Annotated in this window: 21 protein-coding genes, 3 tRNA genes and 1 other RNA gene; 12 read left to right on the top strand and 13 right to left on the bottom strand. The window is 51.7% G+C overall.

Going from position 1 to position 26,182, the window contains the following annotated elements:
* Nucleotides 1-26: 26 nt before the first annotated feature.
* Nucleotides 27-854, bottom strand: a complete 828-nt coding sequence (gene ppsR / locus F3J38_RS25765; protein WP_167143870.1) for a posphoenolpyruvate synthetase regulatory kinase/phosphorylase PpsR — start codon at nt 852-854, stop codon at nt 27-29.
* Nucleotides 855-1,305: 451 nt separating this feature from the next.
* Between ppsR and ppsA the strand changes: the two genes are divergently transcribed.
* The gene (ppsA, locus tag F3J38_RS25770) at nt 1,306-3,693 is read left to right on the top strand and encodes a phosphoenolpyruvate synthase (protein ID WP_167143874.1); all 2,388 of its coding nucleotides are present in this window, start codon (nt 1,306-1,308) and stop codon (nt 3,691-3,693) included.
* 98 nt (nt 3,694-3,791) lie between these two features.
* On the opposite strand, the gene rprA is transcribed toward ppsA, so the two are convergent.
* Both rprA and ydiK read right to left on the bottom strand, forming a co-directional pair.
* Nucleotides 3,792-3,899: antisense sRNA RprA (gene rprA, locus F3J38_RS25775), an RNA gene on the bottom strand.
* A 316-nt stretch (nt 3,900-4,215) separates the two neighbouring features.
* Nucleotides 4,216-5,322, bottom strand: coding sequence for an AI-2E family transporter YdiK (gene ydiK / locus F3J38_RS25780; RefSeq protein WP_167143877.1), 1,107 nt, complete (start codon nt 5,320-5,322; stop codon nt 4,216-4,218).
* Between the two features lie 206 nt (nt 5,323-5,528).
* On the opposite strand from ydiK, the gene ydiJ reads away from it, so the two are divergent.
* On the top strand, nt 5,529-8,582 hold the full coding sequence (ydiJ, locus tag F3J38_RS25785) for a D-2-hydroxyglutarate dehydrogenase YdiJ (protein WP_167143880.1): 3,054 nt from the start codon (nt 5,529-5,531) through the stop codon (nt 8,580-8,582).
* Between the two features lie 30 nt (nt 8,583-8,612).
* On the opposite strand, the gene F3J38_RS25790 is transcribed toward ydiJ, so the two are convergent.
* Nucleotides 8,613-9,017 (bottom strand): hypothetical protein, encoded by a 405-nt coding sequence (locus F3J38_RS25790; protein ID WP_167143882.1) that lies wholly within the window; start codon nt 9,015-9,017, stop codon nt 8,613-8,615.
* A gap of 390 nt (nt 9,018-9,407) precedes the next feature.
* Here F3J38_RS25790 and sufA point away from each other — a divergent pair, with 390 nt between their 5' ends.
* The 7 genes from sufA (at nt 9,408) to F3J38_RS25825 (ending at nt 16,077) form a co-directional block, all read left to right on the top strand.
* Nucleotides 9,408-9,782: a Fe-S cluster assembly scaffold SufA gene (sufA, locus tag F3J38_RS25795; RefSeq protein ID WP_084936255.1), complete on the top strand. Its 375-nt coding sequence runs from the start codon at nt 9,408-9,410 to the stop codon at nt 9,780-9,782.
* A 7-nt stretch (nt 9,783-9,789) separates the two neighbouring features.
* Nucleotides 9,790-11,283, top strand: coding sequence for a Fe-S cluster assembly protein SufB (sufB, locus tag F3J38_RS25800; protein ID WP_167143886.1), 1,494 nt, complete (start codon nt 9,790-9,792; stop codon nt 11,281-11,283).
* A 39-nt stretch (nt 11,284-11,322) separates the two neighbouring features.
* On the top strand, nt 11,323-12,069 hold the full coding sequence (sufC, locus tag F3J38_RS25805) for a Fe-S cluster assembly ATPase SufC (RefSeq protein WP_167143889.1): 747 nt from the start codon (nt 11,323-11,325) through the stop codon (nt 12,067-12,069).
* A complete protein-coding gene (sufD, locus tag F3J38_RS25810; protein ID WP_167143892.1) occupies nt 12,044-13,321 on the top strand; it encodes a Fe-S cluster assembly protein SufD in 1,278 nt (425 codons plus the stop codon). The genes sufC and sufD overlap by 26 nt, the downstream gene beginning before the upstream one ends.
* On the top strand, nt 13,318-14,541 hold the full coding sequence (sufS, locus tag F3J38_RS25815) for a cysteine desulfurase SufS (protein ID WP_167143895.1): 1,224 nt from the start codon (nt 13,318-13,320) through the stop codon (nt 14,539-14,541). The genes sufD and sufS overlap by 4 nt, the downstream gene beginning before the upstream one ends.
* Before the next feature lie 20 nt (nt 14,542-14,561).
* Nucleotides 14,562-14,978: a cysteine desulfuration protein SufE gene (gene sufE / locus F3J38_RS25820; protein ID WP_167143898.1), complete on the top strand. Its 417-nt coding sequence runs from the start codon at nt 14,562-14,564 to the stop codon at nt 14,976-14,978.
* Nucleotides 14,979-15,039: 61 nt separating this feature from the next.
* On the top strand, nt 15,040-16,077 hold the full coding sequence (locus tag F3J38_RS25825) for a L,D-transpeptidase family protein (protein WP_167143901.1): 1,038 nt from the start codon (nt 15,040-15,042) through the stop codon (nt 16,075-16,077).
* 65 nt (nt 16,078-16,142) lie between these two features.
* On the opposite strand, the gene F3J38_RS25830 is transcribed toward F3J38_RS25825, so the two are convergent.
* The 6 genes from F3J38_RS25830 to F3J38_RS25855 form a co-directional block, all read right to left on the bottom strand.
* Nucleotides 16,143-16,379 carry a major outer membrane lipoprotein gene (locus F3J38_RS25830; RefSeq protein ID WP_007374746.1) on the bottom strand — a complete coding sequence of 79 codons (237 nt, stop codon included), beginning with the start codon at nt 16,377-16,379 and terminating at the stop codon, nt 16,143-16,145.
* A 304-nt stretch (nt 16,380-16,683) separates the two neighbouring features.
* On the bottom strand, nt 16,684-18,096 hold the full coding sequence (gene pykF / locus F3J38_RS25835; protein ID WP_167143904.1) for a pyruvate kinase PykF: 1,413 nt from the start codon (nt 18,094-18,096) through the stop codon (nt 16,684-16,686).
* A 344-nt stretch (nt 18,097-18,440) separates the two neighbouring features.
* Nucleotides 18,441-18,517, bottom strand: a tRNA-Val gene (locus tag F3J38_RS25840).
* 11 nt (nt 18,518-18,528) lie between these two features.
* Nucleotides 18,529-18,605 (bottom strand) — tRNA-Val (locus F3J38_RS25845).
* A gap of 3 nt (nt 18,606-18,608) precedes the next feature.
* Nucleotides 18,609-18,685 (bottom strand) — tRNA-Val (locus tag F3J38_RS25850).
* Between the two features lie 154 nt (nt 18,686-18,839).
* A complete protein-coding gene (locus F3J38_RS25855; RefSeq protein WP_167143907.1) occupies nt 18,840-20,213 on the bottom strand; it encodes an MATE family efflux transporter in 1,374 nt (457 codons plus the stop codon).
* Between the two features lie 197 nt (nt 20,214-20,410).
* Between F3J38_RS25855 and F3J38_RS25860 the strand changes: the two genes are divergently transcribed.
* Entirely contained in the window at nt 20,411-21,064 is a 654-nt protein-coding gene (locus F3J38_RS25860; RefSeq protein ID WP_167143910.1) for a riboflavin synthase subunit alpha, read from the top strand.
* 49 nt (nt 21,065-21,113) lie between these two features.
* Here F3J38_RS25860 and cfa read toward each other — a convergent pair whose 3' ends face one another.
* Complete coding sequence (cfa, locus tag F3J38_RS25865) at nt 21,114-22,262, bottom strand: cyclopropane fatty acyl phospholipid synthase (RefSeq protein ID WP_167143996.1); 1,149 nt, start codon at nt 22,260-22,262, stop codon at nt 21,114-21,116.
* A gap of 309 nt (nt 22,263-22,571) precedes the next feature.
* Entirely contained in the window at nt 22,572-23,774 is a 1,203-nt protein-coding gene (gene punC, locus F3J38_RS25870; RefSeq protein WP_167143913.1) for a purine nucleoside transporter PunC, read from the bottom strand.
* A gap of 109 nt (nt 23,775-23,883) precedes the next feature.
* On the opposite strand from punC, the gene punR reads away from it, so the two are divergent.
* Nucleotides 23,884-24,795: a DNA-binding transcriptional activator PunR gene (punR, locus tag F3J38_RS25875; RefSeq protein ID WP_167143916.1), complete on the top strand. Its 912-nt coding sequence runs from the start codon at nt 23,884-23,886 to the stop codon at nt 24,793-24,795.
* On the opposite strand, the gene purR is transcribed toward punR, so the two are convergent.
* Complete coding sequence (gene purR / locus F3J38_RS25880) at nt 24,792-25,817, bottom strand: HTH-type transcriptional repressor PurR (protein WP_167143919.1); 1,026 nt, start codon at nt 25,815-25,817, stop codon at nt 24,792-24,794. The two genes, punR and purR, sit on opposite strands and share 4 nt — an antisense overlap.
* Nucleotides 25,818-26,091: 274 nt before the next feature.
* Between purR and cydH the strand changes: the two genes are divergently transcribed.
* Nucleotides 26,092-26,181, top strand: coding sequence for a cytochrome bd-I oxidase subunit CydH (cydH, locus tag F3J38_RS25885; RefSeq protein WP_167143921.1), 90 nt, complete (start codon nt 26,092-26,094; stop codon nt 26,179-26,181).
* Nucleotide 26,182 lies beyond the last annotated feature (1 nt).

Consider the following 26,182-nt stretch of genomic DNA (forward strand, 5'->3'; position numbering starts at 1 on the left):
CCAGGCTTTACGGCCTGGCTTACACCTCAATACATACTGCGGCGCAGCCCCATGATGTCGAGGATTTTGGTGGCAATTTCCTCCACCGAATAATTGGTGCTGTTGAGATAGCGGATCTGGTGCGTGCGGAACAGCGCTTCGACTTCACCGACTTCCAGGCGGCACTGCCGCATGGATGCGTAACGGGTATTTTCAGCACGTTCCTGACGGATAGCGGCGAGGCGTTCAGGATCGATGGTTAACCCAAACAGCTTATGTTGATGCGCACGTAACGCCGGCGGCAACTTGAGGTTATCCATATCATCAGCGATGAAAGGATAGTTGGCCGCGCGCACGCCAAACTGCATCGCCAGGTAGAGGCTTGTGGGCGTTTTGCCACAACGTGAGACGCCGAGCAGAATAACCTGCGCATCCTCTAGTCCGCGCAATGAAATACCATCATCGTGGGCCAGGGTGTAATCAATCGCCGCGATTCGCGCATCGTATTTGCCCAGATTGCTGGCGGTAAGGCCGTGGGTACGATGTGCCACCGGCATCGAAGGGACGCCCAACTCACTTTGTAATGGCCCGACCAGGGCCTGCACGATATCCTGGCAAAAGCCTTCGCTTTCCAAAATGATCTCGCGGACATCTGGCGTCACGATAGAGAAGAACACTAACGGCCGCACTCCGCTCTGTTGGTACAGCGCGTTGATTTGCGCTTTAACGGCTTGTGCTCGTTGGACATTCTCCACAAATGGCAAGGTGACACTGTTGGTATTGACGGGAAATTGTGACAACACGGCATGCCCTAAAACTTCCGCAGTGATGGCGGTGCCATCAGAGATGTAGAACACACTACGTTCAGTGCTCATAGGCGGGAAATCCTCTTGTTTACTTTTATGTAACAATATTGTCGCCGGTATTTCATTTTAATTAAAAATAAAACGAAATATCCATGCCGAAACGGGTAATGGGATCAATGAGCATCACTTTGATAACGCATATTAGATGAAATGCTGTTTTGAAAATGGCTATTTACTCGCATTTTCTCATTGTTATCAAAAATAAAGTCTGAACGTGTTGCGCAACAAAAATCAATGTCTAACTCTCTGAAAGTGGGAAAAATATCGGATTAGCAGTTTGTTAGCACTAAATAAGTGTGTTGCGCAACAATAGGCCAGCCGAGTAGTAATCTGATTTTGTCTTTCTTTTTCTGCTTTAACGATTCAACACTTAGTCTTTATTAATTGATTGTGCCAAGCTGTTTTGGCTTATAGCAAAATGTTCCATGTGCTCCAATCATTTAAATGAAGGATAATCTCAATGTCCAATCAAGACCAACAGTCGCTAGTGCTCTGGTACAACCAGCTTGGCATGCATGATGTTGATCGCGTGGGGGGCAAAAATGCTTCCCTGGGAGAAATGATTACTAACTTGTCGTCACTGGGTGTATCCGTGCCAAACGGTTATGCGACGACATCTTACGCCTTTAATCTGTTTCTCGATCAAAGCGGACTGAACCAGCGTATTTATGATTTGCTGGACAAAACGGATATTGATGATGTTGAAGAGCTGGCGAAAGCTGGTAAACAAATTCGTCAATGGGTTGTCGACACACCTTTCCTGCCTGAGCTTGAGGAGGCGATTCGCACCGCCTACGAGCAGCTCTCTTCTGATGATGCTGAGGCTTCGTTTGCGGTACGTTCATCGGCCACCGCCGAGGACATGCCAGATGCCTCCTTTGCTGGGCAGCAGGAAACATTCCTCAACGTGCAAGGGTTTGACGCGGTGCTGGTGGCCGTAAAGCACGTTTATGCTTCTTTATTTAACGATCGTGCCATCTCCTATCGTGTGCACCAAGGCTATGACCATCGTGGCGTAGCTTTGTCTGCCGGTATTCAACGCATGGTACGATCCGATCTCGCGTCATCGGGCGTGATGTTTACCATTGATACTGAATCCGGTTTCGACCAGGTGGTCTTTATCACCTCGGCGTTCGGTCTCGGCGAAATGGTGGTACAGGGTGCGGTTAACCCTGATGAATTCTATGTGCATAAACCGACGCTGGCGGCGAATCGCCCGGCCATCGTGCGCCGCACCATGGGGTCGAAAAAAATCCGCATGGTTTACGCCGATTCGCAAGAGCACGGTGAACAGGTACGCATTGAAGACGTCGATCAGGAGCAGCGCGATCGCTTCAGCCTGACCGATGACGAAGTGCAGGACCTGGCGCGCCAGGCGGTGCTGATTGAACAGCACTACAAACGCCCGATGGACATCGAGTGGGCCAAAGATGGCCACACCGGCAAGTTGTTTATCGTGCAGGCCCGCCCAGAAACCGTGCGTTCTAATGGTCAGGTGATGGAACGTTACAACCTGCAAGGTAAAGGCAAAGTTCTGGTTGAAGGTCGAGCCATCGGCCATCGCATTGGCGCCGGTGAAGTGAAGGTGATTCACGATATCAGCGAAATGCACCGCATCGAGAAAGGTGATGTGCTGGTGACGGATATGACCGACCCGGACTGGGAACCGATCATGAAAAAAGCGTCCGCGATTGTGACGAATCGCGGCGGGCGTACCTGTCATGCTGCGATTATCGCGCGTGAACTGGGTATTCCAGCCGTAGTGGGTTGTGGGGATGCGACCGACCACTTGAAGGATGGGCAAAAAGTCACTGTTTCCTGCGCGGAAGGGGATACCGGTTATGTCTACCATGACCTGCTCGACTTTGAAGTGACCAGCTCGCAAGTGGATACCATGCCGGATCTGCCATTGAAAATCATGATGAACGTTGGTAACCCGGACCGTGCATTTGATTTCGCCTGCCTGCCTAATGAAGGTGTCGGTCTGGCGCGTCTGGAATTCATTATCAACCGTATGATCGGCGTGCACCCGAAAGCGTTGTTGGAGTTTGACCAGCAGACGCCAGAGTTGCAGCAGCAGATTCGTCAGATGATGAAAGGCTTTGACGATCCGGTTGAGTTCTACATTGCGCGTCTGACTGAAGGCATTGCGACCCTGGGTGCCGCGTTTGCGCCTAAGCGCGTGATTGTCCGTCTGTCGGATTTCAAATCGAACGAGTATGCCAACCTGGTCGGGGGCGAACGTTATGAGCCAGAGGAAGAGAACCCGATGCTGGGCTTCCGTGGGGCCGGACGCTATGTGGCTGACAGCTTCCGTGACTGCTTCGCCTTAGAGTGTGAGGCGGTAAAACGTGTGCGTAACGACATGGGTCTGACTAACGTCGAAATTATGATTCCTTTCGTACGAACCGTAGATCAAGCTGCGGCAGTGGTGGAAGAGCTTGGTAAGCAGGGGCTGAAACGCGGTGAGAACGGATTGAAGGTGATCATGATGTGTGAGATCCCATCGAACGCCTTACTGGCTGAACAGTTCTTGCAGTACTTCGATGGTTTCTCTATTGGTTCAAACGACATGACGCAGTTGGCGTTGGGGCTGGATCGTGATTCTGGCGTAGTTTCGGCACTGTTTGATGAGCGCAACGAAGCGGTGAAAGCGCTGCTGTCGATGTCGATTCAAGCGGCGAAGAAACAGGGCAAATACGTCGGCATTTGCGGCCAAGGGCCGTCTGACCATGAAGATTTCGCTGCATGGTTGATGGAGCAGGGAATCGACAGTCTGTCGCTCAACCCGGATACCGTGGTGCAAACTTGGTTAAATCTGGCCGAATTGGACGCCGCGAAACCGTGATCAGCTAACGATTAGGGCGCGTTCAGTAAGATTCTGAAGCGTCCTTGCTGAAATCATAAGGCCAGCACTGCTGGCCTTTTCTTTATGCATAAAAAACACAAAAAAAAAGCCCATCACAGGGGATGGGCAAAGACTACACACAGCAATTCTTCACTTTACTCAGGGGAAAAAGGTTGTTTATAAATCAGTGGTTTGATTTCAAACATAGGGAACATGTTATTCATCAGGCTTGTTGGCGTCTTTAAGAATCCTCTTATTAGTTTAAAGCTGATAATCTTTTGTGGCCTTTTTTAACGGTTGCATCGCACAATTCAGTTCGAAAAATAATCATTCCGTAAGCGAAACTCTACTAAAGCGGCTAAATCTGCGTTTTTTCTTAAAAAGCGCTTATGGAAAAAAAGTGATGCGGCAGGAAACTATGTGGTGGGCATTAACATCTATTCATGCCCATTGAGTAAGGCGAGAGCCTGTGTTGCGGAATGCGGTGCAATGAACTGCACCGCTTGGTTTTAACCCCGGAAGTTAATCCTCGTCATGCTCGGCCAGGGCTTCGATAGCCTTCTGCGGGTCATCATCAGGGGCGGGCGCTTCATGCATCCACACGGAAACCAGACGATAGGATACCGCCAGCACCACCGGACCAATAAAGAGTCCGATCATGCCAAAAGCTATCAACCCGCCAATAACGCCGGAGAGAATCAAGATCATCGGCAAATCTGCCCCCATCCGAATCAACATCGGACGCAGTACACTGTCCAGTGTGCCGACCACGCAGCTCCACACCAGCAGGATCGTGCCCCATGTTGTGTCGCCACTCCAGTAGAGCCAGATGATCGCGGGTATCAGCACCACCAACGGTCCGAGCTGCACCAGACACGTCAGAATCATCAACACCGTCAGTAAGGTGGCGTAAGGAATGCCCGAAATCGCCAAACCAATACCGCCCAGTACACCTTGCACCAGCGCGGTGACCACCACGCCTAAAGCCACGGCACGAATGGCCTGACCGGCGAGCAGCACTGTCGCATCACCACGACGTCCACCCATGCGGTAAGCAAAATGACGAATGCCGTGACCGACCTGCTCACCGCGCCAGTAGAGCAATACGCTAAACAGGAGCATCACGGCGAGGTGAATCATAAAGCGGCCAAAGTGTCCGGCCTGTGCCACAAAGAAGCCGGTAGTGCGTCCAATATAGGGCTGTAATTGATTTAATATCGCAGTCCCGCCGCCATCGACCATTTTGTGATAGCTGGAGTAGCTTTTCTTGCCAATGTAAGGAATGTCGCGTAGCCAGGCTAAATCTGGCAGCACGAGGTGGCGCTGAGTCGCCCAGGCAATCACGGGCGCACTGTTATCAATCAGGCCACTGACCAACAGCGCAATCGGAATGATAAACAGCAGAAGCAACAGAATGGTCATGGCGATAACCGCCAGCGATCGTTTTCCCCACAGCAGATGCTGCAAACGAATCATGAGTGGCCATGTGGCAATCACCACCATGCTGGCCCAAGCAAAGCCAAGAATAAACGGCTGTACGACCCACAGACAGGCGATGATCATGATCAAAATGAACATCAACGAGAATAGCAGTTGCGGTAGATCCATACCGCGTTGCAGGCTTTTCATCACAACGTTATGACCTCAATTAATCCTTCATAGTGGGCCGCGTTGGCCCTGATTAATGATGATCTATTTCCTGAAATTTAAACAGAGAAAAGCAGGCTCAGTGGGAACCTTTCCTGAAAAAACAGCAGGGGACAAAAAAATATGATAAAACCAATGGTTGAAAAAAATAACCACGCAAACGTTTACAACATCTCGGTCACGCAATAATGATCCCACAGATTTCCCAGGCACCCGGCCTCGTTCAGCTGGTGCTGACATTCCTGCAGTCATTGAAAGAGCAAGGTTTTACCGGCGATACCGCCACAAGCTATGCCGATCGGTTGTCGCTCTCGACCGATAACAGCATTTATCAATTGTTGCCTGATGCAGCACTCTTTCCGCGTTCAACCGCAGACGTCGCGTTGATTGCCCGATTAGCCGGCGAAGCGCGCTTTAATAGCCTGACGTTTGCGCCACGCGGCGGCGGAACAGGCACCAATGGCCAATCGCTCAACCAGGGCATCGTGGTGGACATGTCGCGCTATATGAACCGCATCCTTGAGATCAATCCTGAACAGGGGTGGGTGCGGGTCGAAGCGGGCGTTGTGAAAGACCAACTTAATGCATGGCTAAAACCTTATGGTTTTTTCTTCTCGCCAGAACTGTCTACCAGTAACCGCGCCACGTTAGGCGGCATGATTAATACCGATGCCTCGGGCCAAGGCTCGCTGGTTTACGGTAAAACATCCGACCATGTCGAAGGATTACGCGCCGTGTTGCTGGGTGGTGATATCCTTGATACCCGTGCCATGCCCACCGAGTTAGCCGAGCAACTGGCTAGCACACCGACGGCAGAAGGGCGTATCTACCGAGAAGTGTTGACGCGTTGCCGTGAGCAACGCGATTTGATTCTGGAAAAATTCCCGAAACTCAACCGCTTCCTGACTGGTTACGACCTGCGCCATGTGTTTAGCGATGACTTGCAAACCTTCGACCTGACGCGATTATTGTGCGGTGCCGAAGGCACACTGGCATTTATCACCGAAGCGCGCCTTGATATCACGCCAATCCCTAAAGTGCGTCGTCTGGTTAATATCAAATACGATTCGTTCGACTCAGCGCTACGTAATGCGCCCTTTATGGTTGAAGCGAAAGCCCTTTCTGTCGAAACCGTCGATTCGAAAGTGCTTAACCTGGCGCGTGAAGATATCGTCTGGCATTCAGTCAAAGAACTCATCACCGATGTGCCTGATAAAGAGATGCTGGGCCTGAATATCGTCGAATTTGCCGGTGATGATGGTGAGTTAATTGAACAGCAGGTGAGCCACCTATGCGCGCGCCTGGAAGAACTGATGCAGCAGCACCAGGGCGGGGTTATAGGCTATCAGCTGTGTAATGATTTGGGCGGCATTGAGCGTATTTATAATATGCGAAAAAAAGCGGTGGGTCTGCTGGGGAACGCCAAAGGGCGCGCCAAGCCGATTCCATTTGTGGAAGATACTGCGGTTCCGCCAGAGCAATTGGCTGATTACATCGTTGATTTCCGCGCCTTACTCGACAGCCACGGTTTAAGCTACGGCATGTTCGGCCATGTTGATGCGGGTGTGTTACACGTGCGTCCGGCGCTGGATATGTGCGATCCGCAGCAAGAGCTATTAATGAAACAAATCTCCGACGAAGTGGTGGCCTTGACGGCACGCTACGGTGGATTGCTGTGGGGCGAACATGGCAAAGGATTCCGTGCGCAATACAGCCCGGCATTTTTTGGCGAGACGTTGTTTAACGAGTTGCGCCGCATCAAAGCGGCTTTCGATCCCGATAACCGCTTGAATCCCGGCAAAATCTGTACACCTCTTGGCAGTCAGGAACCGATGATGCAAGTGGATGCGGTGAAACGCGGCACTTACGATCGTCAAATTCCCGTGAATGTACGGACTGACTGGCGTGGCGCAATGGAGTGCAACGGCAACGGGTTGTGTTTTAACTTTGATGCGCGCAGCCCAATGTGCCCATCAATGAAAATCACCCGTAACCGCATCCATTCACCCAAAGGGCGCGCAACATTAACCCGTGAATGGCTGCGTTTGCTCTCAGAACAGGGTGTTGATCCCGGCGTGTTGGAGCAGGCGCTGCCAAAGCAAGGTGCGAGTTTGCGGACGTTAATTCAACGCACGCGCAATTCATGGCACGCGAAGCACGGCGAGTATGATTTCTCGCATGAGGTGAAGGAAGCGATGTCCGGCTGCCTTGCCTGCAAAGCCTGTTCTACTCAGTGTCCGATTAAGATCGATGTGCCGAGTTTCCGCTCGCGCTTCTTGCAGCTTTATCACACCCGTTATTTGCGACCGATGAGCGATCATCTGGTGGCCACCGTAGAGAGCTATGCGCCGCTGATGGCGAAAGCTCCCAAAGTGTTCAACTTCTTCCTGAAGCAGCCGTGGGTTCGCGACCTGAGCAAAACACATATTGGTATGGTGGATCTGCCCCTGCTTTCCACGCCGAGCCTGAAACAACAGCTCAGCGGTCATCCCGCGATGAACCTCACACTGGAGCAGCTCGAATCCATGGACGCCGCCCAGCGTGAAAATTGCGTGTTGGTAGTACAGGACCCTTTCACCAGCTATTACGAAGCGCAACTGGTGACTGATTTCGTGAAGTTGATTGAGAAGTTGGGCTATCGGCCCGTACTGCTGCCGTTTTCACCGAATGGAAAAGCGCAGCACGTTAAAGGCTTCCTGCAACGTTTTGCGCGCACGGCAGGCAAAACGGCTGAGTTCCTTAATCGAGTAGCAAAACTCAACATCCCAATGGTGGGTGTGGATCCGGCTACCGTGCTCTGTTACCGCGATGAGTATAAAGAAGTGTTGGGCGACCAGCGTGGTGAATTTAACGTACAACTCGTGCATGAATGGCTTGAGCAGGCGTTGGCGGCACGTACCGAACAAATTGCCAGCGGTGAGGCATGGTATCTGTTTGCACACTGCACGGAAGTGACAGCACTGCCTTCTACGCCGAATCAATGGCAAGGGATATTTGCGCGATTTGGTGCAAAACTCGAGAACATCAATGTCGGTTGCTGTGGTATGGCAGGGACTTACGGCCACGAGAGTAAGAACCTGGATAATTCGTTAGGCATTTACGAACTCTCATGGCATCCACAATTGCAGAAGTTGCCGCGTCAGCGTTGCCTGGCAACGGGTTTCTCCTGCCGAAGCCAGGTAAAACGCGCGGAAGGCAATGGTATGCGCCATCCACTACAAGCATTGCTGGAAATGATGTAAACAAATTGTAGGAGCCGTCACAAAGCTGGATTAGAATATCCAGCCTGCGTGGCGGACGAAATCACTCTGCAGGCTGGTGGCTTGATCCCACTCGCCGCTGAGCGCCAGTTGATGACACAAGCGAGTCAAAGACAGGCGCGCCAGTTGATAGGCCTGAATACGGAACAAACGGTCGCGATCGGCATTCCCCATCTCCTGCACTAAGCGGTGATGGAGCTTGCCCATGGCATGTAAATAGCTTTGGTCGTCACCGTTCAGTTCGCAGATTTCTGCCATATCCAAGCAGGTGTCGTTAAAGCGGCGCAGTTGTTCGATAGTACAATCGGTGCGGTTGAGCTTAGCCTGAGCCATATAGAAGTCGACGGTGATATCACGCACCGAAAACTTATATTCATCGATTTTGTGCTGTAACCAGGCTGAGACGGTAAGCGTCATATCGCTACCTTAAATGGGTTAATGATAATCATTATCATATTCAACCGCGTCAGGAATGCAATTCCCGCAATGAAATTTTATTGATTTCCTTTGCCTGTTACTAAAATCGGCAATAACAATCTCTTTACATTAAAGAAAGGCGTAACCTATCAATCAGAGTGATAACCTAAAGTTGGATTTGTGAATTTTACGGTATTTGAACGGGTTACGTAGGCAGGGCGCGCACGGGATTGCCGCCCACAAGCTGGTGTGAAGGGACTATGCTTAATAAAGCAGCAGCAAAAAACAGCACGAGATGATTATCCCTGCAAAACAAGAGGTTGAAGTGATATCTGATATCACTACCATAGGGGGATAGCCTGAAAAGGCCCAGACTTACGAGGTAGCACTATGTCATCAGTAAATGCAGCTTCTTTTTCACCCGAAGATTTCGTCTGGAAAGGGCTCACGCTGACCGAATCGGCAGCGAAACAGATTCTTAGCCTGGTTGAACAGGATCCTGAAGTTAAAGGCCTGAAACTGGGTGTGAAGCAGTCCGGCTGTGCCGGTTTTGGGTACGTTATGGACCTGGTGAAAGAGCCTGCCGATGACGACCTGACGTTTGAGCAATTCGGCGCAAAATTGTTTGTGCCACTTCAGGCGATGCCGTTTGTTGACGGTACCGAGCTGGATTATGTCCGTGAAGGCCTGAACCAGATTTTTAAATTCAACAACCCTAAAGCTCAGCACGCCTGCGGGTGCGGTGAGAGCTTTGGCGTCGAGTAAGTGAAATATGTCACGACACAGCGAAGCATCTGACGATGTACAAATGTGGGAAGGTAGCCTGAATTACAAAGAAGGCTTCTTTACCCAGTTGCAAACCGATGAATTGGCCCATGGCATCAACGAAGATGTTGTGCGTGCCATTTCGGCCAAACGTAACGAACCTGAGTGGATGTTGGAATTCCGTCTTAAGGCCTTCCGTGCCTGGTTAGAGATGGAAGAACCACATTGGCTGAAAGCGAACTACACCAAGCTCGATTATCAGGATTACAGCTATTACTCTGCGCCGTCCTGCGGCAATTGTGATGACAGCTGCGCTTCTGAGCCGGGTGCAACCCAGACTTCTGGCAGCGTTGCGTCTAGCGACTACCTGACCAAAGAAGTGGAAGACGCGTTCAACCAGTTGGGCGTTCCGGTACGTGAAGGCCGTGAAGTGGCGGTGGACGCCATTTTCGACTCCGTTTCCGTTTCTACCACCTATCGTGACAAGTTGGCTGAGCAGGGCATTATTTTCTGCTCGTTCGGTGAAGCCATTCACGATCATCCAGAGCTGGTGCAGAAATATCTCGGCACTGTGGTTCCGCACAACGATAACTTCTTTGCTGCGCTGAACTCCGCGGTGGCTTCTGACGGTACTTTCGTTTACATCCCCAAAGGCGTTCGTTGCCCAATGGAGCTGTCAACTTACTTCCGTATCAACGCCGCGAAAACCGGGCAGTTTGAACGTACCATTTTGATTGCCGACGAAGACAGCTATGTCAGCTACATCGAAGGCTGCTCCGCACCTGTGCGTGACACCTATCAGCTGCACGCTGCAGTGGTAGAAGTCATCATCCACAAAAATGCTGAAGTGAAATACTCCACCGTTCAGAACTGGTTCCCTGGTGGCGAAGGCGAGGGCGGTATCCTCAACTTCGTGACCAAGCGTGCGCTGTGTGAAGGCGACCACAGTAAAATGTCCTGGACCCAGTCTGAGACCGGTTCAGCCATCACCTGGAAGTATCCAAGCTGCATTCTGCGCGGTGATTATTCCGTGGGTGAGTTCTACTCGGTGGCACTGACCAGCGGTCGCCAGCAGGCGGATACCGGCACCAAAATGATCCACATTGGTAAAAACACCAAGTCGACCATTATCTCGAAAGGGATCTCCGCCGGTAAGAGTGAGAACACTTACCGCGGTCTGGTGAAAATCATGCCAACCGCCACCAACGCGCGTAACTTCACCCAGTGTGACTCAATGCTGATTGGCCCGGATTGCGGTGCACACACTTTCCCGTATGTGGAAACGCGCAACAACACAGCCCAGTTGGAGCATGAAGCGACAACGTCGCGTATTGGTGAAGACCAGATGTTCTACTGTCTGCAGCGTGGCATTAGCGAAGAAGATGCGATCTCAATGATCGTCAACGGCTTCTGCAAAGACGTTTTCTCCGAGCTGCCACTGGAATTTGCTGTGGAAGCGCAAAAACTGTTGGCTATCAGCCTTGAGCACAGTGTGGGCTGATGCCACACGCGTTGCCGGAAGCAATGTGAAGGAAAGAGTATGTTAAGCATTAAAGATTTACAGGTTAGTGTTGAAGACAAAGAAATTTTACGCGGTCTGAACCTTGAAGTGAAACCGGGTGAAGTTCACGCCATCATGGGACCTAACGGTTCGGGTAAAAGTACCCTGTCTGCAACACTGGCTGGTCGTGAAGATTACGAAGTCACTGGCGGTTCTGTTAGCTTTAAAGGCAAAGACCTGCTGGAGCTGGAACCAGAAGAACGCGCGGGAGAAGGCATCTTCATGGCGTTCCAGTATCCAGTCGAAATCCCTGGTGTGAGCAATCAATTTTTCCTGCAGACGTCGGTGAACGCCGTACGTAAATACCGTGAGCAGGATGAGCTGGATCGTTTTGATTTCCAGGACTTCATCGAAGACAAAATTAAACTGCTGAAGATGCCAGAAGATTTGCTGACCCGTTCAGTTAACGTCGGCTTCTCGGGTGGTGAGAAGAAGCGTAACGACATCTTGCAGATGGCGGCGCTGGAACCTGAGCTGTGTATTCTCGATGAAACGGACTCCGGTTTGGACATCGATGCATTGAAAATCGTGGCTGAAGGCGTGAACAGCCTGCGCGACGGTAAGCGTTCATTCATCATCGTGACGCACTATCAGCGCATCCTGGATTACATCAAGCCAGACCATGTGCACGTGCTGTATCAGGGCAAAATCGTGAAATCTGGCGACTTTACGCTGGTTAAACAGCTGGAGGAGCAAGGCTATGGCTGGCTTACCGACGAAGAGTGATAACGCCCTGCAACAGTGGCACCACCTGTTTGAATCGCGCGGTGAAGCGCGTTCATTGCAGGCTCAGCAGCACTGGCAGCAACTGATGCGTCTCGGCTTGCCAACGCGCAAGCATGAGAACTGGAAATACACCGCGCTGGATGGTCTGTTGGCCCATCAGTTTGTGCTACCAGAAGACCAGACGGTCACTGCTGAGCAGGTTGCCGAATTGGCTCTGCCGCTGGACGCTATCCGCTTGGTATTCGTTGATGGTCGTTTCCAGCCAGAACTGAGCGCACGCGATACTGAATTGTTCGATGTGCAGCACAGCCGCGCGGCTGAGCGCCGTCCGTTGCCTGCTGCCGTGCAGCCCGAAGTGTTCCTGCACCTGACGGAAAGCCTGGCGGAAGAGGTCACCTCTATTCGCTTGGCGCGTGGCAAATCTGCGGCTCGCCCGCTCTATTTGCTGCACATCACCAGTGGCAAGGCTGATGCACTGAATACGGTGCACCACCGTCACCACTTCGAGCTCGAGCAAAGCGCTGAAGCCGAAGTGATTGAACACTACGTGACGCTGAACGGTGCCTCGCACTTTACCGGCGCGCGTTTTACTTTTGCTGTCGCAGACAATGCCAAGCTGAAGCACATCAAGCTGGCCTTTGAAGAGAGCAGCAGCTACCACTTTGCGCATAATGACATTGTGATTGGTGGTGATGCGCAGGTCAGCAGTACCAGCTTCCTGTTGGGTGCGGGCTTGTCACGTCACAACACCAGTGTGCAGCTCAATGGTGAAAATACTGAGCTGGCACTGAACAGCCTGATCTTGCCGATCAATTCAGAAGTGGCGGATACCCGTAGCTATCTGGAGCACAACAAAGGCCATTGCCTGAGCCGTCAGCTGCATAAAACCATCTCACGTGACAAAGGCCGTTCGATCTTCAACGGTCACATCAAAGTGGCGAAGCATGCACTGAAAACTGACGGACAGATGACCAACAACAACCTGTTGCTCGGTCGTCTTGCGGAAGTGGACACCAAACCACAGCTGGAAATTTATGCTGATGATGTGAAGTGCAGCCACGGTGCCACCATTGGTCGTATCGACGACGAGCAGATGTTCTATCTGCGCTCGCGCGGTATTACCGAAGAAGCGGCACAGCAGATGATCATCCATGCATTCGCGGCAGAGTTGACCGAGTTGCTGGAAGAAGAGTCGCTGCGTCAGGTGGTACTGCAACGCATCGCCGCGCGTTTCCCCGGAGTTGAGTCATGATTTTCGATCTCGAACGAATCAGAGCGGAATTTCCGATTCTGAAACGTGAGGTCAACGGACATCCGCTGGCCTACCTTGATAGCGCGGCCAGCGCTCAGCGCCCGCTCGCGGTTATCAATGCGGAAAGTTATTTTTACCAGCACGGCTACGCCGCCGTGCATCGCGGTATTCACTCGCTGAGTGCGCAGGCCACCACCGACATGGAAAACGTGCGCACGCAAGCTGCACGCTTCCTCAATGCGGCTTCGCCCGAAGAGATTATCTTTGTCAAAGGCACCACTGAAGCGATCAATTTGGTCGCTAACAGCTGGGGCGGCAGTCAATTGCAGTCGGGCGATAACATCATCATCACGGAGATGGAGCATCACGCCAACATCGTACCGTGGCAGATGGTGGCGCAACGTACCGGCGCTGAAATTCGCGTTTTGCCGCTTAATGAGCAAGGTGAGTTAGCGCTGGAGCAGCTGGCGGGACTGATCGACAGCCGCACGCGTTTGCTGGCGGTGACGCACGTCTCTAACGTGCTGGGTACGGTTAATCCGGTCAAAGCCATTGTCGCCCAGGCGAAAGCTGCGGGCGTAGTGACGCTGGTGGACGGCGCACAGGCTGTGATGCATCACCAGGTGGATGTACAGGACATTGACTGCGATTTCTACGCTTTCTCGGGGCATAAAATTTATGGCCCAACCGGCATTGGTGTGCTGTACGCGCGTAAGGCGCTGCAGGAAATCATGCCGCCATGGGAAGGCGGTGGTTCGATGATCGATCAGGTGGTACTGCCAACCGGCACCACCTGGAACAGTACTCCATGGCGTTTTGAAGCGGGTACACCTAACACCGGCGGTATTATTGGGTTGGGTGCAGCGCTGACGTGGATCAGTGAACTTGGCTTAGAGGTGATCAATGAGCGTGAAAGCGCGCTGATGCGTTACGCATTGGATAAGCTCGCTTCGGTGCCTGACCTCATCGTCTACGGCCCTGAAAAACGGAGCGGTGTGGTGGCCTTCAACCTCGGCAAGCATCATGCGTTTGACGTTGGCAGTTTCCTTGATCAGTACGGTATTGCCATCCGCACCGGCCATCATTGCGCGATGCCGTTGATGCGTCACTATGCGGTGCCAGCCATGTGTCGTGCCTCATTTGCGCTGTACAACAGTGAAGAAGAAGCCGATCGCCTGGCAGCAGGTTTGACCCGTATTCATCGTCTGCTGGGTGGTTGAGCAGATATCAGGAGTAATCCATGGCGAATTTGCCAGACAAAGAGAAGCTCGTGCGCAACTTTAACCGTTGCGCAAACTGGGAAGAGAAGTACCTCTACATCATTGAACTCGGGGCGAAATTACCAGAATCCTCTGAAAGCTTACAGCAGCCAAAGTATGTGATTTCAGGTTGCCAGAGTCAGGTGTGGATCAGGATGACCCCGCAAGCGGATGGCTCCATCGCCTTTGAAGGTGACAGTGATGCCGCCATTGTTAAAGGTTTGATTGCAGTCGTATTTAGCCTGTATCAAGGGCTAAAATCACAGGAAATTCTCGACCTTGATGTCGGTCACTGGTTTGGCGAATTAGCGCTAACCCAGCACCTCACTCCGACACGTTCGCAGGGATTGGAAGCGATGATTCGCGCGATCCGTCATAACGCTCAAAGCCTCAGCTAAGTTACACTCTCCAGACCCCGGCATGACCGGGGTCTGTTCCATCCGACAAAGAGAAAATTGCATGAGACCAGCGTTACGTTTAGCCGGTGCATTGCTGTTGTCCTGCTTCGGACTTTCTGCGCCTGCACTTGCAACTGAATATCCCCTGCCAGCCGACAATAGCCGTTTAATTGGCGAGAATACCCTAACCACTGTACCGGACGACAAACGGCCGCTAGAGAGCATTGCAGCTCACTATAAGATAGGCATGCTGGGCATGTTGGAGGCCAATCCGGGTGTTGATCCCTGGCTGCCAAAAGCAGGCACACAATTGACGGTCCCGTTGCAGATGCTGCTGCCGGATGCGCCTCGTGAAGGTATCGTGATAAACCTTGCGGAACTGCGTCTGTATTACTATCCGAAAGGCGAAAATCGCGTGGTGGTCTATCCGATCGGTATCGGCCAATTAGGCGCTGCGACACCGAGTATGGTCACCAGTATCAGCCAGAAGATCCCGAATCCCACCTGGACGCCCACCGTTAACATCCGTAAACGATACGCTAAAGAGGGCATCACCTTGCCTGGTGTGGTGCCAGCAGGCCCGGATAACCCAATGGGGCTGTTTGCCATGCGTTTGGCACGGGGAACGGGGCAGTACTTGATCCACGGCACTAACGCAGATTTTGGCATTGGTATGCGCGTCAGTTCGGGCTGTATTCGACTGCGCCCTGACGACATCGAAGCCCTGTTCAATAGCGTACCCAAGGGAACGCGCGTACAGGTCATTAACGAGCCCATTAAGTATGCGGTGGAACCGGATGGTAAACGTTACGTAGAAGTGCACCAACCGCTGTCACGTAATGAAAAGGATGATCCACAAACCATGCCGATTGTGCTTACGGCGAAGATGAAAACTTTCATTAATAGTCAGAAAAGCGATACCGCACTGATCAAAGAAGCGATTACACGTCGTTCAGGCATGCCCGTGCTGGTGAGCAGTGGTGAACCGGTGACGGAGGAGACGACGTTACCGGCGGTGCTACAAACGCAGCAGAACGCGGCACAGGCGGGACAAGCGACGATTAGTCAGGCAATGGGCGAGGCCGCCGCAAAACCCTAACTCAGGGCCAAAATCAGGACAAAAAAAATGGTGCCACATGGGCACCATTTTTCAAACCAGAACTCTTACTTACGGTAAGAGTGAGCCTGGTTGTCCAGACGCTGGTTAGCGCGAGCTGCGTCATCTTTAGCAGCCTGAACGTCAGAACGGATTGCGTTCACGTCGTTGCTCAGCTGGTCAACTTTAGCGTTCAGAGTCTGAACGTCTGAAGACAGCTGGTCAATTTTAGCGTTGCTTGAGCAACCAGCCAGCAGAGTTGAACCCAGAATTACCGCGCCCAGTACCAGTTTAGTACGATTCATTATTAATACCCTCTAGATTGAGTTAATCTCCATGTAGCGTTACAAGTATTACACAAAGCTTTTTGAGTTGAGAATAAATTTTTGATGAGAACATGCTTAAATTTGATCGTTCGCTCAAAGAAACAGCATTTCGCAGAAGATGATGAAAATATTTAGCGAAAACAGAGAGATTTAATCGGATTAACCTTAATTACACGGGATATTGAATAGTTATTTTCGATTGGTAATTTTTGATTTTTGTATTAGCTGTGTAATAAAAAAAGCGCCTCAAAAAGGCGCTTTTAAATAAATAGTCAACTAAAAATCAGAGTAAGTGGACAGAAGCGGTGTTGGTGGTTCCACTTGGCACCAGTGCACCAGAAACCATCACGACCACATCGCCTTTTTGCGCATAACCACTTTCCAGCGCCATTTCTTTACCAATCCGGTAGAAATCATCCGTTGAGGCAATTTCCGTCACCAGACGTGTTTCGATACCTTTGCTCAAAATCAGCTGGCGCGCGGTGGTGTGGTTGGTGGTCAAAGCAAGGATCGTCGCGTCTGGGAAGTATTTACGTACAGCCTTAGCTGATTTACCGCCTTCTGTTGCCACAACAATCACGGGTGCTTCCAGTTTCTCTGCGGTCTCTACTGCACCGCGGCACACGGCTTCAGTGATGCGCAGTTTGCGCGAGTCTTGCAGCTCATCGATGCGTGACTTCATCACGCGGTCGGTGCGCTCACAGATTGTCGCCATGATGGTGACAGATTCCAGTGGATATTTACCCTTGGCGCTCTCACCAGAAAGCATCACCGCATCCGTTCCGTCCAGGATGGCGTTCGCCACATCGCCCGCTTCTGCACGGGTAGGGCGCGGGTTTTTGATCATTGAATCCAGCATCTGCGTGGCGGTAATCACCACCTTGCGTGCTTTATTACACTTCTTGATCATCATCTTCTGCGCGAAGATCACTTCTTCAACCGGGATTTCAACACCCAAATCGCCGCGCGCAACCATGATGCCGTCAGAGGCTTCAAGGATCTCGTCGAAGTTATTCAGGCCTTCCTGGTTCTCGATTTTGGAGATGATCTGAATGTGCTCACCGCCATTTGCTTTCAGGTGTTCACGAATTTCCAGCACATCTGAACGTTTACGGATAAACGAAGCCGCCACGAAGTCAACGCCTTGCTCACAACCGAAAATCAGGTCGCGTTTATCTTTTTCTGCCAGTGCTGGCAGCTGAATGGAGACGCCTGGCAAGTTAACGCCTTTGTTCTCACCTAAGTCACCGTTGTTCAGTACCTTACAGACGACGGTGTTTTCAGTCACTTCAGTCACCTGCATACCAATCAGACCATCATCAACCAGCACGGTGTTGCCGATTTTCAGATCTTCAGTAAAGCCTGCATAGGTCACGGCGACACGCTCTGTGTTGCCGATGACTGACTGGTCGGTGGTGAAGGTGAACGTCTGGCCGGCTTTCAGTGAAACGTCGTTACCGCCATCCAATTTCATGGTGCGGATTTCAGGGCCTTTAGTGTCCAGCAGAATCGCGGCCTGACGACCGGTTTTTTCCATGACGGCACGCATATTCGTGATGCGTTGACCATGTTCGGCATAATCACCGTGAGAGAAGTTCAAGCGCATGACGTTCATGCCTGCTTCCAGCAGTTGAGTCAGCATCTCTTCAGATTCGGTTTTCGGACCGATAGTACAAACAATCTTGGTCTTTTTCATGTCAGGTTTTCTATAAGTTGTGATGGATGATAAAGGTCGGTATTCGCAGCGCTTGGCAGCGAAGTGAAAATGAGTGTGGTGTTGGTTTCGTTCGTACAGAAGTAAGGATAGGTGACGAAGACTAAGCGTGCAGAGAAGTTATGCAGTACGCGAGGGAACTGACAGGGCAGTGTTGCGCAAATCATTTGAGTTGTTTGCATAGGCACGTTAGCGCTGAAACCTTTCAGGTGGACAACGCGCCATAGTATAGTCGCTAAGTATGGGAAAACCAATACAAAACCAGAGAGAGAAAGCGATTGAGATCAAGGAAGGTGGGTGTTGCGCAAAAGGAGAAAAACTAAGAGTGGTGCGCTCTAATGGACTCGAACCATCGACCCCCACCATGTCAAGGTGGTGCTCTAACCAACTGAGCTAAGAGCGCATTCAGAAATTTGGTGCGTCCGAGTGGACTCGAACCACCGACCCCCACCATGTCAAGGTGGTGCTCTAACCAACTGAGCTACGGACGCACTTGGTGCGCTCTAATGGACTCGAACCATCGACCCCCACCATGTCAAGGTGGTGCTCTAACCAACTGAGCTAAGAGCGCAACATGCTGTCAGGGCGACAGCGGGGACGAATATTAACGGCAGGTTGCGATGCTGGCAAGGGAAAAAATGAAATTCCCTGACGACTGACCAGCATCTGTGCGACCCGACGTTTTTTTAGGCATTACCGGGCCAAATATCGGCCCGTTCAGCCACTTAGCGCGCCGCGCGCGACAAAATGATTTGTGCAGGTAGACGTTGCAAACGGCAAATGCGCCAAATCATCATGACAGCGGCCGATGTCAGACCGACAATAAATCCGCACCAGAAACCGGCAGGACCCAGTTCAGGCACGATCCAGTCCGTCAGCGCCAGGATATAACCCACCGGCAATCCCAACACCCAATAAGCAATAAAGGTGATGAAGAAGATCGAGCGAGTGTCTTTGTAGCCACGCAAAATCCCGCTGCCTATGACCTGTATTGAGTCTGAGAACTGGTAAATCGCGGCCAAGAGCATTAACTGTGCTGCCAGCGTGATGACCTCTGGATTGGTGGTGTAAAGTGCGGCGATATGTTCACGGAATGTCACGGTAAATAGCGCCGTGATTGCGGCCATACTGATGCCTACGCCTTGGCCGGTCCAAGCCGCTACGCGCGCTTGCTCGGTTGAACCTTGTCCAAGTCGATAACCCACACGTATGGTTGTGGCTACGCCAAGCGATAACGGCAAGACAAACATCAGAGAACTGAAGTTGAGGGCAATCTGGTGGCCTGCCACTTTGACGATACCCAGTGGAGAAACCAGCAGCGCGACAACCGCAAACAGCGTGACTTCAAAGAACAGGGCCAATGCCACCGGCAGCCCTAGGGTGAACAGTCGTGAAAGAATCAATCGGGAAGGGGCTGACCAACGCGTCGTCATTTTGATATCACGCATGCTGGCCATGCGCTTCACCCAAAAACGCATCACGATAAACATCACCCAGTAGACAGAGGCGGTCGCGACCCCACAACCGACACCGCCAAGAGCGGGCATACCGAAATGACCATAAATGAAGACATAGTTCAGCGGGATGTTGACCATCAATCCAAGGAAGCCCAGCAGCATGGCAGGTTTGGTTTTTGACAGACCTTCACACTGGTTGCGCGAAACCTGGAAGAACAGATAACCCGGCGCACCCCAGAGTAACGCGTGCAGGTAACCCTCTGCTTTAGCGGCCAATTGCGGATCAATATCATGCATGGCATGAATCAAATAACCGGCGTTCCACAGCACCACCATGATCAGCAACGCCACGGCCAGCGCCAGCCAATAGCCTTGGCGCACCTGTTCTGCGATACGTTCGCGTCGACCTGAACCGTTGAGTTGCGCAACGGTGGGCGTCAAAGCCAGTAGGAGACCATGGCCAAAGAGGATGGCGGGAAGCCAGATAGAGGTGCCGACAGCAACGGCGGCCATATCCGTGGCGCTTACCGCACCGGCCATAATGGTATCCACAAACCCCATCGCTGTCTGAGCCACCTGAGCAAGGATGACCGGGATCGCGAGGGCCAGCAATTGACGCGCTTCTGTTAAATACTTCTGCACGTAACACCTGCTTATAAGATGAAGAGAGTGGGGGAAATCCCCAGAGAATGCGCGGCATAGTGTAGCGGTCGCGTTGCGTTACACCAAACTTTGATCGCATTTTGTAAAGCTATTTGTGTAAAGTTTGAACTCCGGCAAATTAAACGCTGCCGAGTAAGCTGTGATAAACTGGCACAAACTTCACTAAGGCTGAAATTATGTTTACTGGAATTGTGCAGGGCACGGCCGAAATTATTGCCGTTGAAGAAAAAGAACTGTTTCGCACTCACATTGTGCGCTTGCCGGAAGAGCTGTTGCCGGGGTTGGCATTGGGTGCATCCGTTGCGCATAACGGCTGCTGCCTGACCGTCACCGCCATTGAAGGCGATTGTGTGAGCTTTGATTTGATCAAAGAAACACTACGCATCACCAACCTTGGAGAATTAAAGGTGGGTGACGTGGTGAATATTGAGCGCGCGGCGAAGTTTAGCGATGAAATTGGCGGTCATTTAATGTCCGGCCATATTATGACCACCGCTGAAATTTGCAAAATTATTCAGTCAGAAAATAACCGTGAAGTTTGGTTTAAATTGCAGGATGCCTCGCAAATCAAATATATCCTGCATAAAGGCTTTGTCGGTATTGATGGCATCAGTCTGACCGTGGGTGATGTGACCAAAAGCAAATTCTGTGTGCATCTCATCCCCGAAACGCTAGAGCGCACCACGTTAGGCGCGAAGAAACTGGGCCACAAGGTCAATATCGAGATCGATCCGCATACGCAGGCGATTGTGGAAACGGTTGAGCGCGTACTGGCCCAACGTGAAGCAGCTGCCGCTGCGGCCATCGCACATGCGGATGATGCAGAATAACAGCCATTAAAAAAGGCGCCTCGGGCGCCTTTGTTCCTCGGGCTAGGGATTAGCGGGCAACCCGTAATCCACCCTCTTTGCCACGGCTAAACACCACCTGCCAAAGCTGTATATCACGCGCACGAAATGCACCCGCACAGGCATTGAGATAATAAGTGAACATGCGTTTAAAGCGGTCACCGTACTTCTCTGAAAGCTGAGGCCATGCCTCCAGGAAGCGCTCATACCAAGCCATCAAGGTCGTGTCATAATCGGCCCCGATGTTATGCCAATCTTCCATAATGAAATGCTTTTCACTGGCATCAGCAATCTGGCGCACTGAGGGTAAGCAACCGTTGGGGAAGATATATTTATCAATCCATGGGTCGACGTTCATATCGGTGGTGATGGCACCAATGGTATGCAGTAAAAATATGCCTTCGGGTTTGAGGTTGCGGTCGGCAACTTCAAAGTAAGTGGCATAGTTTTTCGGCCCCACATGCTCAAACATACCCACTGAGACGATACGATCAAATTGCAAATTCAGATCGCGATAGTCCTGGAGCAAGATGGTGACATCAAGACCTTCACAACGCTGTTGTGCCATTTTCTGCTGCTCGGCAGAAATGGTGACGCCGTGGACCTTAACGCCATAATTGCGTGCGGCAAATTCTGCCAGACCACCCCAGCCGCAACCGATATCAAGCAGTGTCATGCCCGGTTCTAGCTGCAGTTTGCGGCAAATCATATCCAGTTTATCGTGTTGCGCCTGTTCTAACGTCTCAGCGTCTTTCCAATAGCCGCAGGAGTATTGCATGAAAGGATCGAGCATCATCGAAAAAAGATCGTTACCGAGATCGTAATGTTCTTTGCCAACAATCCAGGCTCTTTTCTTCGATTGCAGGTTAGTTAAACGCGCTGCGGCGATACGCAACGTATCTTTAAAATGACGGGGGATTTGTTTATCCAGGTGGTGTTTGAGAACGCGATGGAAAAACATATCCAATTGCTCGCAATCCCACCAACCATCCATATAACTTTCACCTAAACCTAGCGATCCTTCTTGCAGGACACGCTTGAAAAAGTCTGGATGTTTTACCTGAATATCCCAGGGGCGTGTGCCATTGATAGCAACATCAGCGCGTTCCAATAATTCGTTGACGATGCGAAACCAGTGGTTTTCTTCAAGGCTCACTTCTTCTATACACGATGAACTCATAGCTTCTCCATCACCTTTCCGATTTAAACCTGAGAAAAGAATAGTCAATTTCTCCAGGCCTGTGAGAGAACTCACGGTAAATCCGTGCGCCATATATCCGACGTTTTACAGAGGTATGAATCTGAATAGAAATGTCTGGCACAAATCACGAGTGGAAGATCGTGCAGACGCCATCCCAGCGACAGAGTCGCTTAAAATTGATGCAATTATGTTATTGATTTGTTACAGAAATGCTGACCCACTGAGTATATGCTCACGTGGGTCAATATTCAACGAGTTATCGTTAGTTTGCTAACGAAAGTCATTTCGTCAGTGATTATCTTCGCAAGGATGGGAGTTGTGAGCAATATCACTTTGTGCGTTTAGGCTGCGCTGCCAGATGAAGCCCGCCCACGCAAGTACCACGGTAGCGACCATGACCAGGGTGGTGTTATACAGCGCTTGCTGCAAGCCAGCGGAGACGATCAAGCTGGCGATAAAGCATAAACCGAGTTGCAGGAGATTCTGTAATCCCGCGGCTTTACCCGTAGCATGGGGGAAGGGCGCCAGTGCGCTGGAAACCACGATAGGATAAATAGCACCATTCGCCAGCGCCATGCCGCAGAAAGGAAGGAGCAGCGCAGCCAGCGAAGGCTCAGGTGTCAATGCCACGACAAACAAGCTCAAAATACTCAGGCTATAAAGCACCAGCAGCCAAGGCAGGAGCTGGGCACCCTGATAACGATTAAGCAGTGCTCGGCAGCCAAACCCACCGATCAAGAATGCGATAGTTTGCGGAATGTAACTCAAACCGATATCCGCAGGCGTTAACCCCGCAGAAGCCAGGATAAATGGCGACCCGGTAAGCCAGGCAAAAAAACTGGCCGAACAGGCGGAGTAGATCAGCACGTTGCCGCTGTAAAGACGATTAGCCAGCACATTCAGCCAGCTGGGTTGCGCACTCAGCTCGGTTTTTTCATTTTTTGGGTTGGACAGTTGCAGGGTGCCGATCAAGAGCAAAACCGCGATGAGAGTCAGCACAACAAAAATGCTGCGCCAATGGAAATGTCCCATCAGCCATGCACCGAGCAGAGGAGCTAAAGCGGGCGAGAGCGCCACTAAGGGCATAATCGTAGCAAAGACTTTATTGGCTTGCGCTGTTGGGTAGCGGTCCACCACCAGTGCCTGCCAACTCACGGCCGCTGCGCAAACACCGACAGCCTGCACAAAGCGCAGTACCAGCATCGTATTGACGTCCGTTACCCACAACATACCCAAACAACCCAGCGCAAAGATGGCTAAACCTGCCAGCAAAATGGGTTTGCGGCCAAAGCGGTCCGACAGTGGCCCCCAAAACACCTGCGCACAGGCGAATCCACCCAGAAATAAACTCAGACTGGCGCTGATGGTGCCGGGTGCGGTGGCGAAATCGCGTTGCATATCGCCAAAGGCGGGTAAGTACATATCGGTGGCAAGGAAGCCGAGCATACTCAGCACGGCCAGGTACGGCATAAACGCTTTTGACGACAACATAATTTTTCTCATACGGCAGAGTGAACGCCGGGGAGTGTAAAAGAGTGCGTCACGCTTTGTGAAACGCTAATATTTGCATTCTGCTGTTAAAATTTTTGAAGGCAAAATCATGTGGTCTGAATATGCGCTAGAAGTGGTGGATGCGGTGGCGCGCAGTGGCAGTTTTAGTGCCGCCGCGCAGGAATTACACCGCGTACCTTCTGCGGTCAGCTATACCGTGCGTCAGCTTGAGACGTGGCTTGCCGTTCCGCTGTTTGAGCGTCAACATCGGGAGGTCGTGTTAACCCCAGCAGGTGAGCATTTTGTACGGGAAGGGCGGTCTGTTATCAAAAAAATGCTGGCCACGCGTAGGCAGTGTCAGCAATTGGCCAATGGCTGGCGTGGACAACTCAGTATTGCAGTGGATTGCATAGTAAAACCGCAGCGCACACGTCAGTTGGTCAAGGACTTTTATCGCCACTTCCCGGATATGGAGCTGATCATCAGTTATGAAGTGTTTAACGGCGTGTGGGATGCCCTGGCTGATGGCCGTGTCGATGTCGCGATTGGTGCGACGCAGGCGATTCCGGTCGGCGGGCGTTTTGCGTTTCAGGACATGGGCGCCCTGAACTGGCGTTGCGTTGTCAGTCCTGACCACCCATTGGTTGGCAGTAAAGCCTTGGATGATGAGAGCTTGCGCGCATGGCCGTCACTGGTATTAGAAGATACTTCCCGCGCACTTCCGCGGCGTATGACCTGGACGCTGGATAATCAGAGGCGCTTAGTGGTACCGGAGTGGGAAACCGGCATGGACTGTTTGCAAGCCGGTTTATGCGTAGGCATGGTGCCAGGGCATTTGGCACGCCCCTTACTGGACAAGGGATCGCTGGTTGAATTAACGCTTCCGCAGCCGTTTCCAGAAAGTCCCTGCTGCGTCAGTTGGTCAGAACAGCGCGCTTCACCGGCTCTCGCGTGGTTGCTGGCTTACCTTGGGGATGCCGAAACGCTGAACCATGAATGGCTCAGCGAAAATCGGGCTTAGCGGCGGTAGTCGCGGAATGGGCCATCGCCTACCGAGCGGCGCTCTATCAATGTTGGCTGCACTTCAATGGTTTGTGGCTCTTCACGCTTGCTGGTAATACGATCCAACAGCATCTCGAGTGCTTTTTCCCCTAACTGTGCTTTTGGCTGGTGCACGGTGGTCAGCGCGGGTGTGAAGTAACGCGCGTTGCGCACGTTATCGTAGCCAATCACTGAAATGTCCTGCGGTACGCGTAAGCCCATTTCATCGGCCGCGCAAATTGCCCCCATTGCCATAATGTCGCCGCCGCAGAAGACGGCGGTAGGCCGCTGTTTCTGATTGAGAATCTGCTGCATGGCCTGGTAACCGGATTCTGGCTCAAAGTCACCTTGCACAATCCACTCTGGGCGCACAGTGATTCCGGCTTCATTCATCGCCTGCATGAAGCCAGCATGGCGACCGCCACCGGTGTTACGCTCCATCTGGCCCGGTATAGCGCCGATATCGCGATGACCACGTTCTATCAGGTAGCGTCCCGCCAGATAGCCGCCGTGGAAAGCGTTATCCTGCACGGTATCGGTGAAATCACCGCGCGAAGCGCCCCAATCCATTACCACCATAGGGATATTGCGGTTCTCTTCCAGCATCTTCAGGAGATCATCAGGATATTCAGAACACATCACCAGCAGACCATCTACGCGTTTTTGCGCCATCATGGAGAGATAAGCCCGCTGTTTCTGTAAATCATTATGCGCGTTGCCAAGAATCAACGTATAGCCACGCTCGAAGCAGTGGTTCTCAACCGCTTCAATGATTTCGGCAAAGTAGGGTGCTTCGCTGGAGGTCGCCAATAAACCCAGAGTCTTGGTGTGATTCACCTTTAAGCTGCGCGCGACAGCGCTTGGGGAATAGTGCAATTCTTTAATTGCTTCCCAGACGGCGTTACGCGTCTCTTCTGCGACAAAACGCGTTTTGTTGATGACATGCGAAACCGTGGTGGTAGAGACACCAGCGCGCTTTGCTACATCTTTAATTGTTGCCATGAAAAAGGTACTCCCCGGCTTACCGCAACGTACTGATAAGTATATGGTTAAACGTTTGCGTCTGCGAAGGTTTTTGCGCCCGAAAATGCGGGTCAATACTGCCTGTTCAGGCAGGGAAAATCACTTCAGCAGGCTGTAAATACAGCATGCGCAAAATTGGTTGCGCAACGAAAGGCGGCGATTCTAGCAAGCTGGCGCGGATAACACGAGATTTTTGCCTACCGCTGTGCGAAAATTGTTTTAACCCTAATGAATGTGTGACTAAGGAGTAGTGATGAGTACAGACCTGAGACTGGCGCTAATGACCACGGTTGGCGCACTGTTAATGATTGTTGCTTTTAGCTTTACAGCCATTCTTCACTAAT

Source organism: Candidatus Pantoea formicae, from assembly GCF_011752625.1.
Classification (GTDB): domain Bacteria; phylum Pseudomonadota; class Gammaproteobacteria; order Enterobacterales; family Enterobacteriaceae; genus Pantoea; species Pantoea formicae.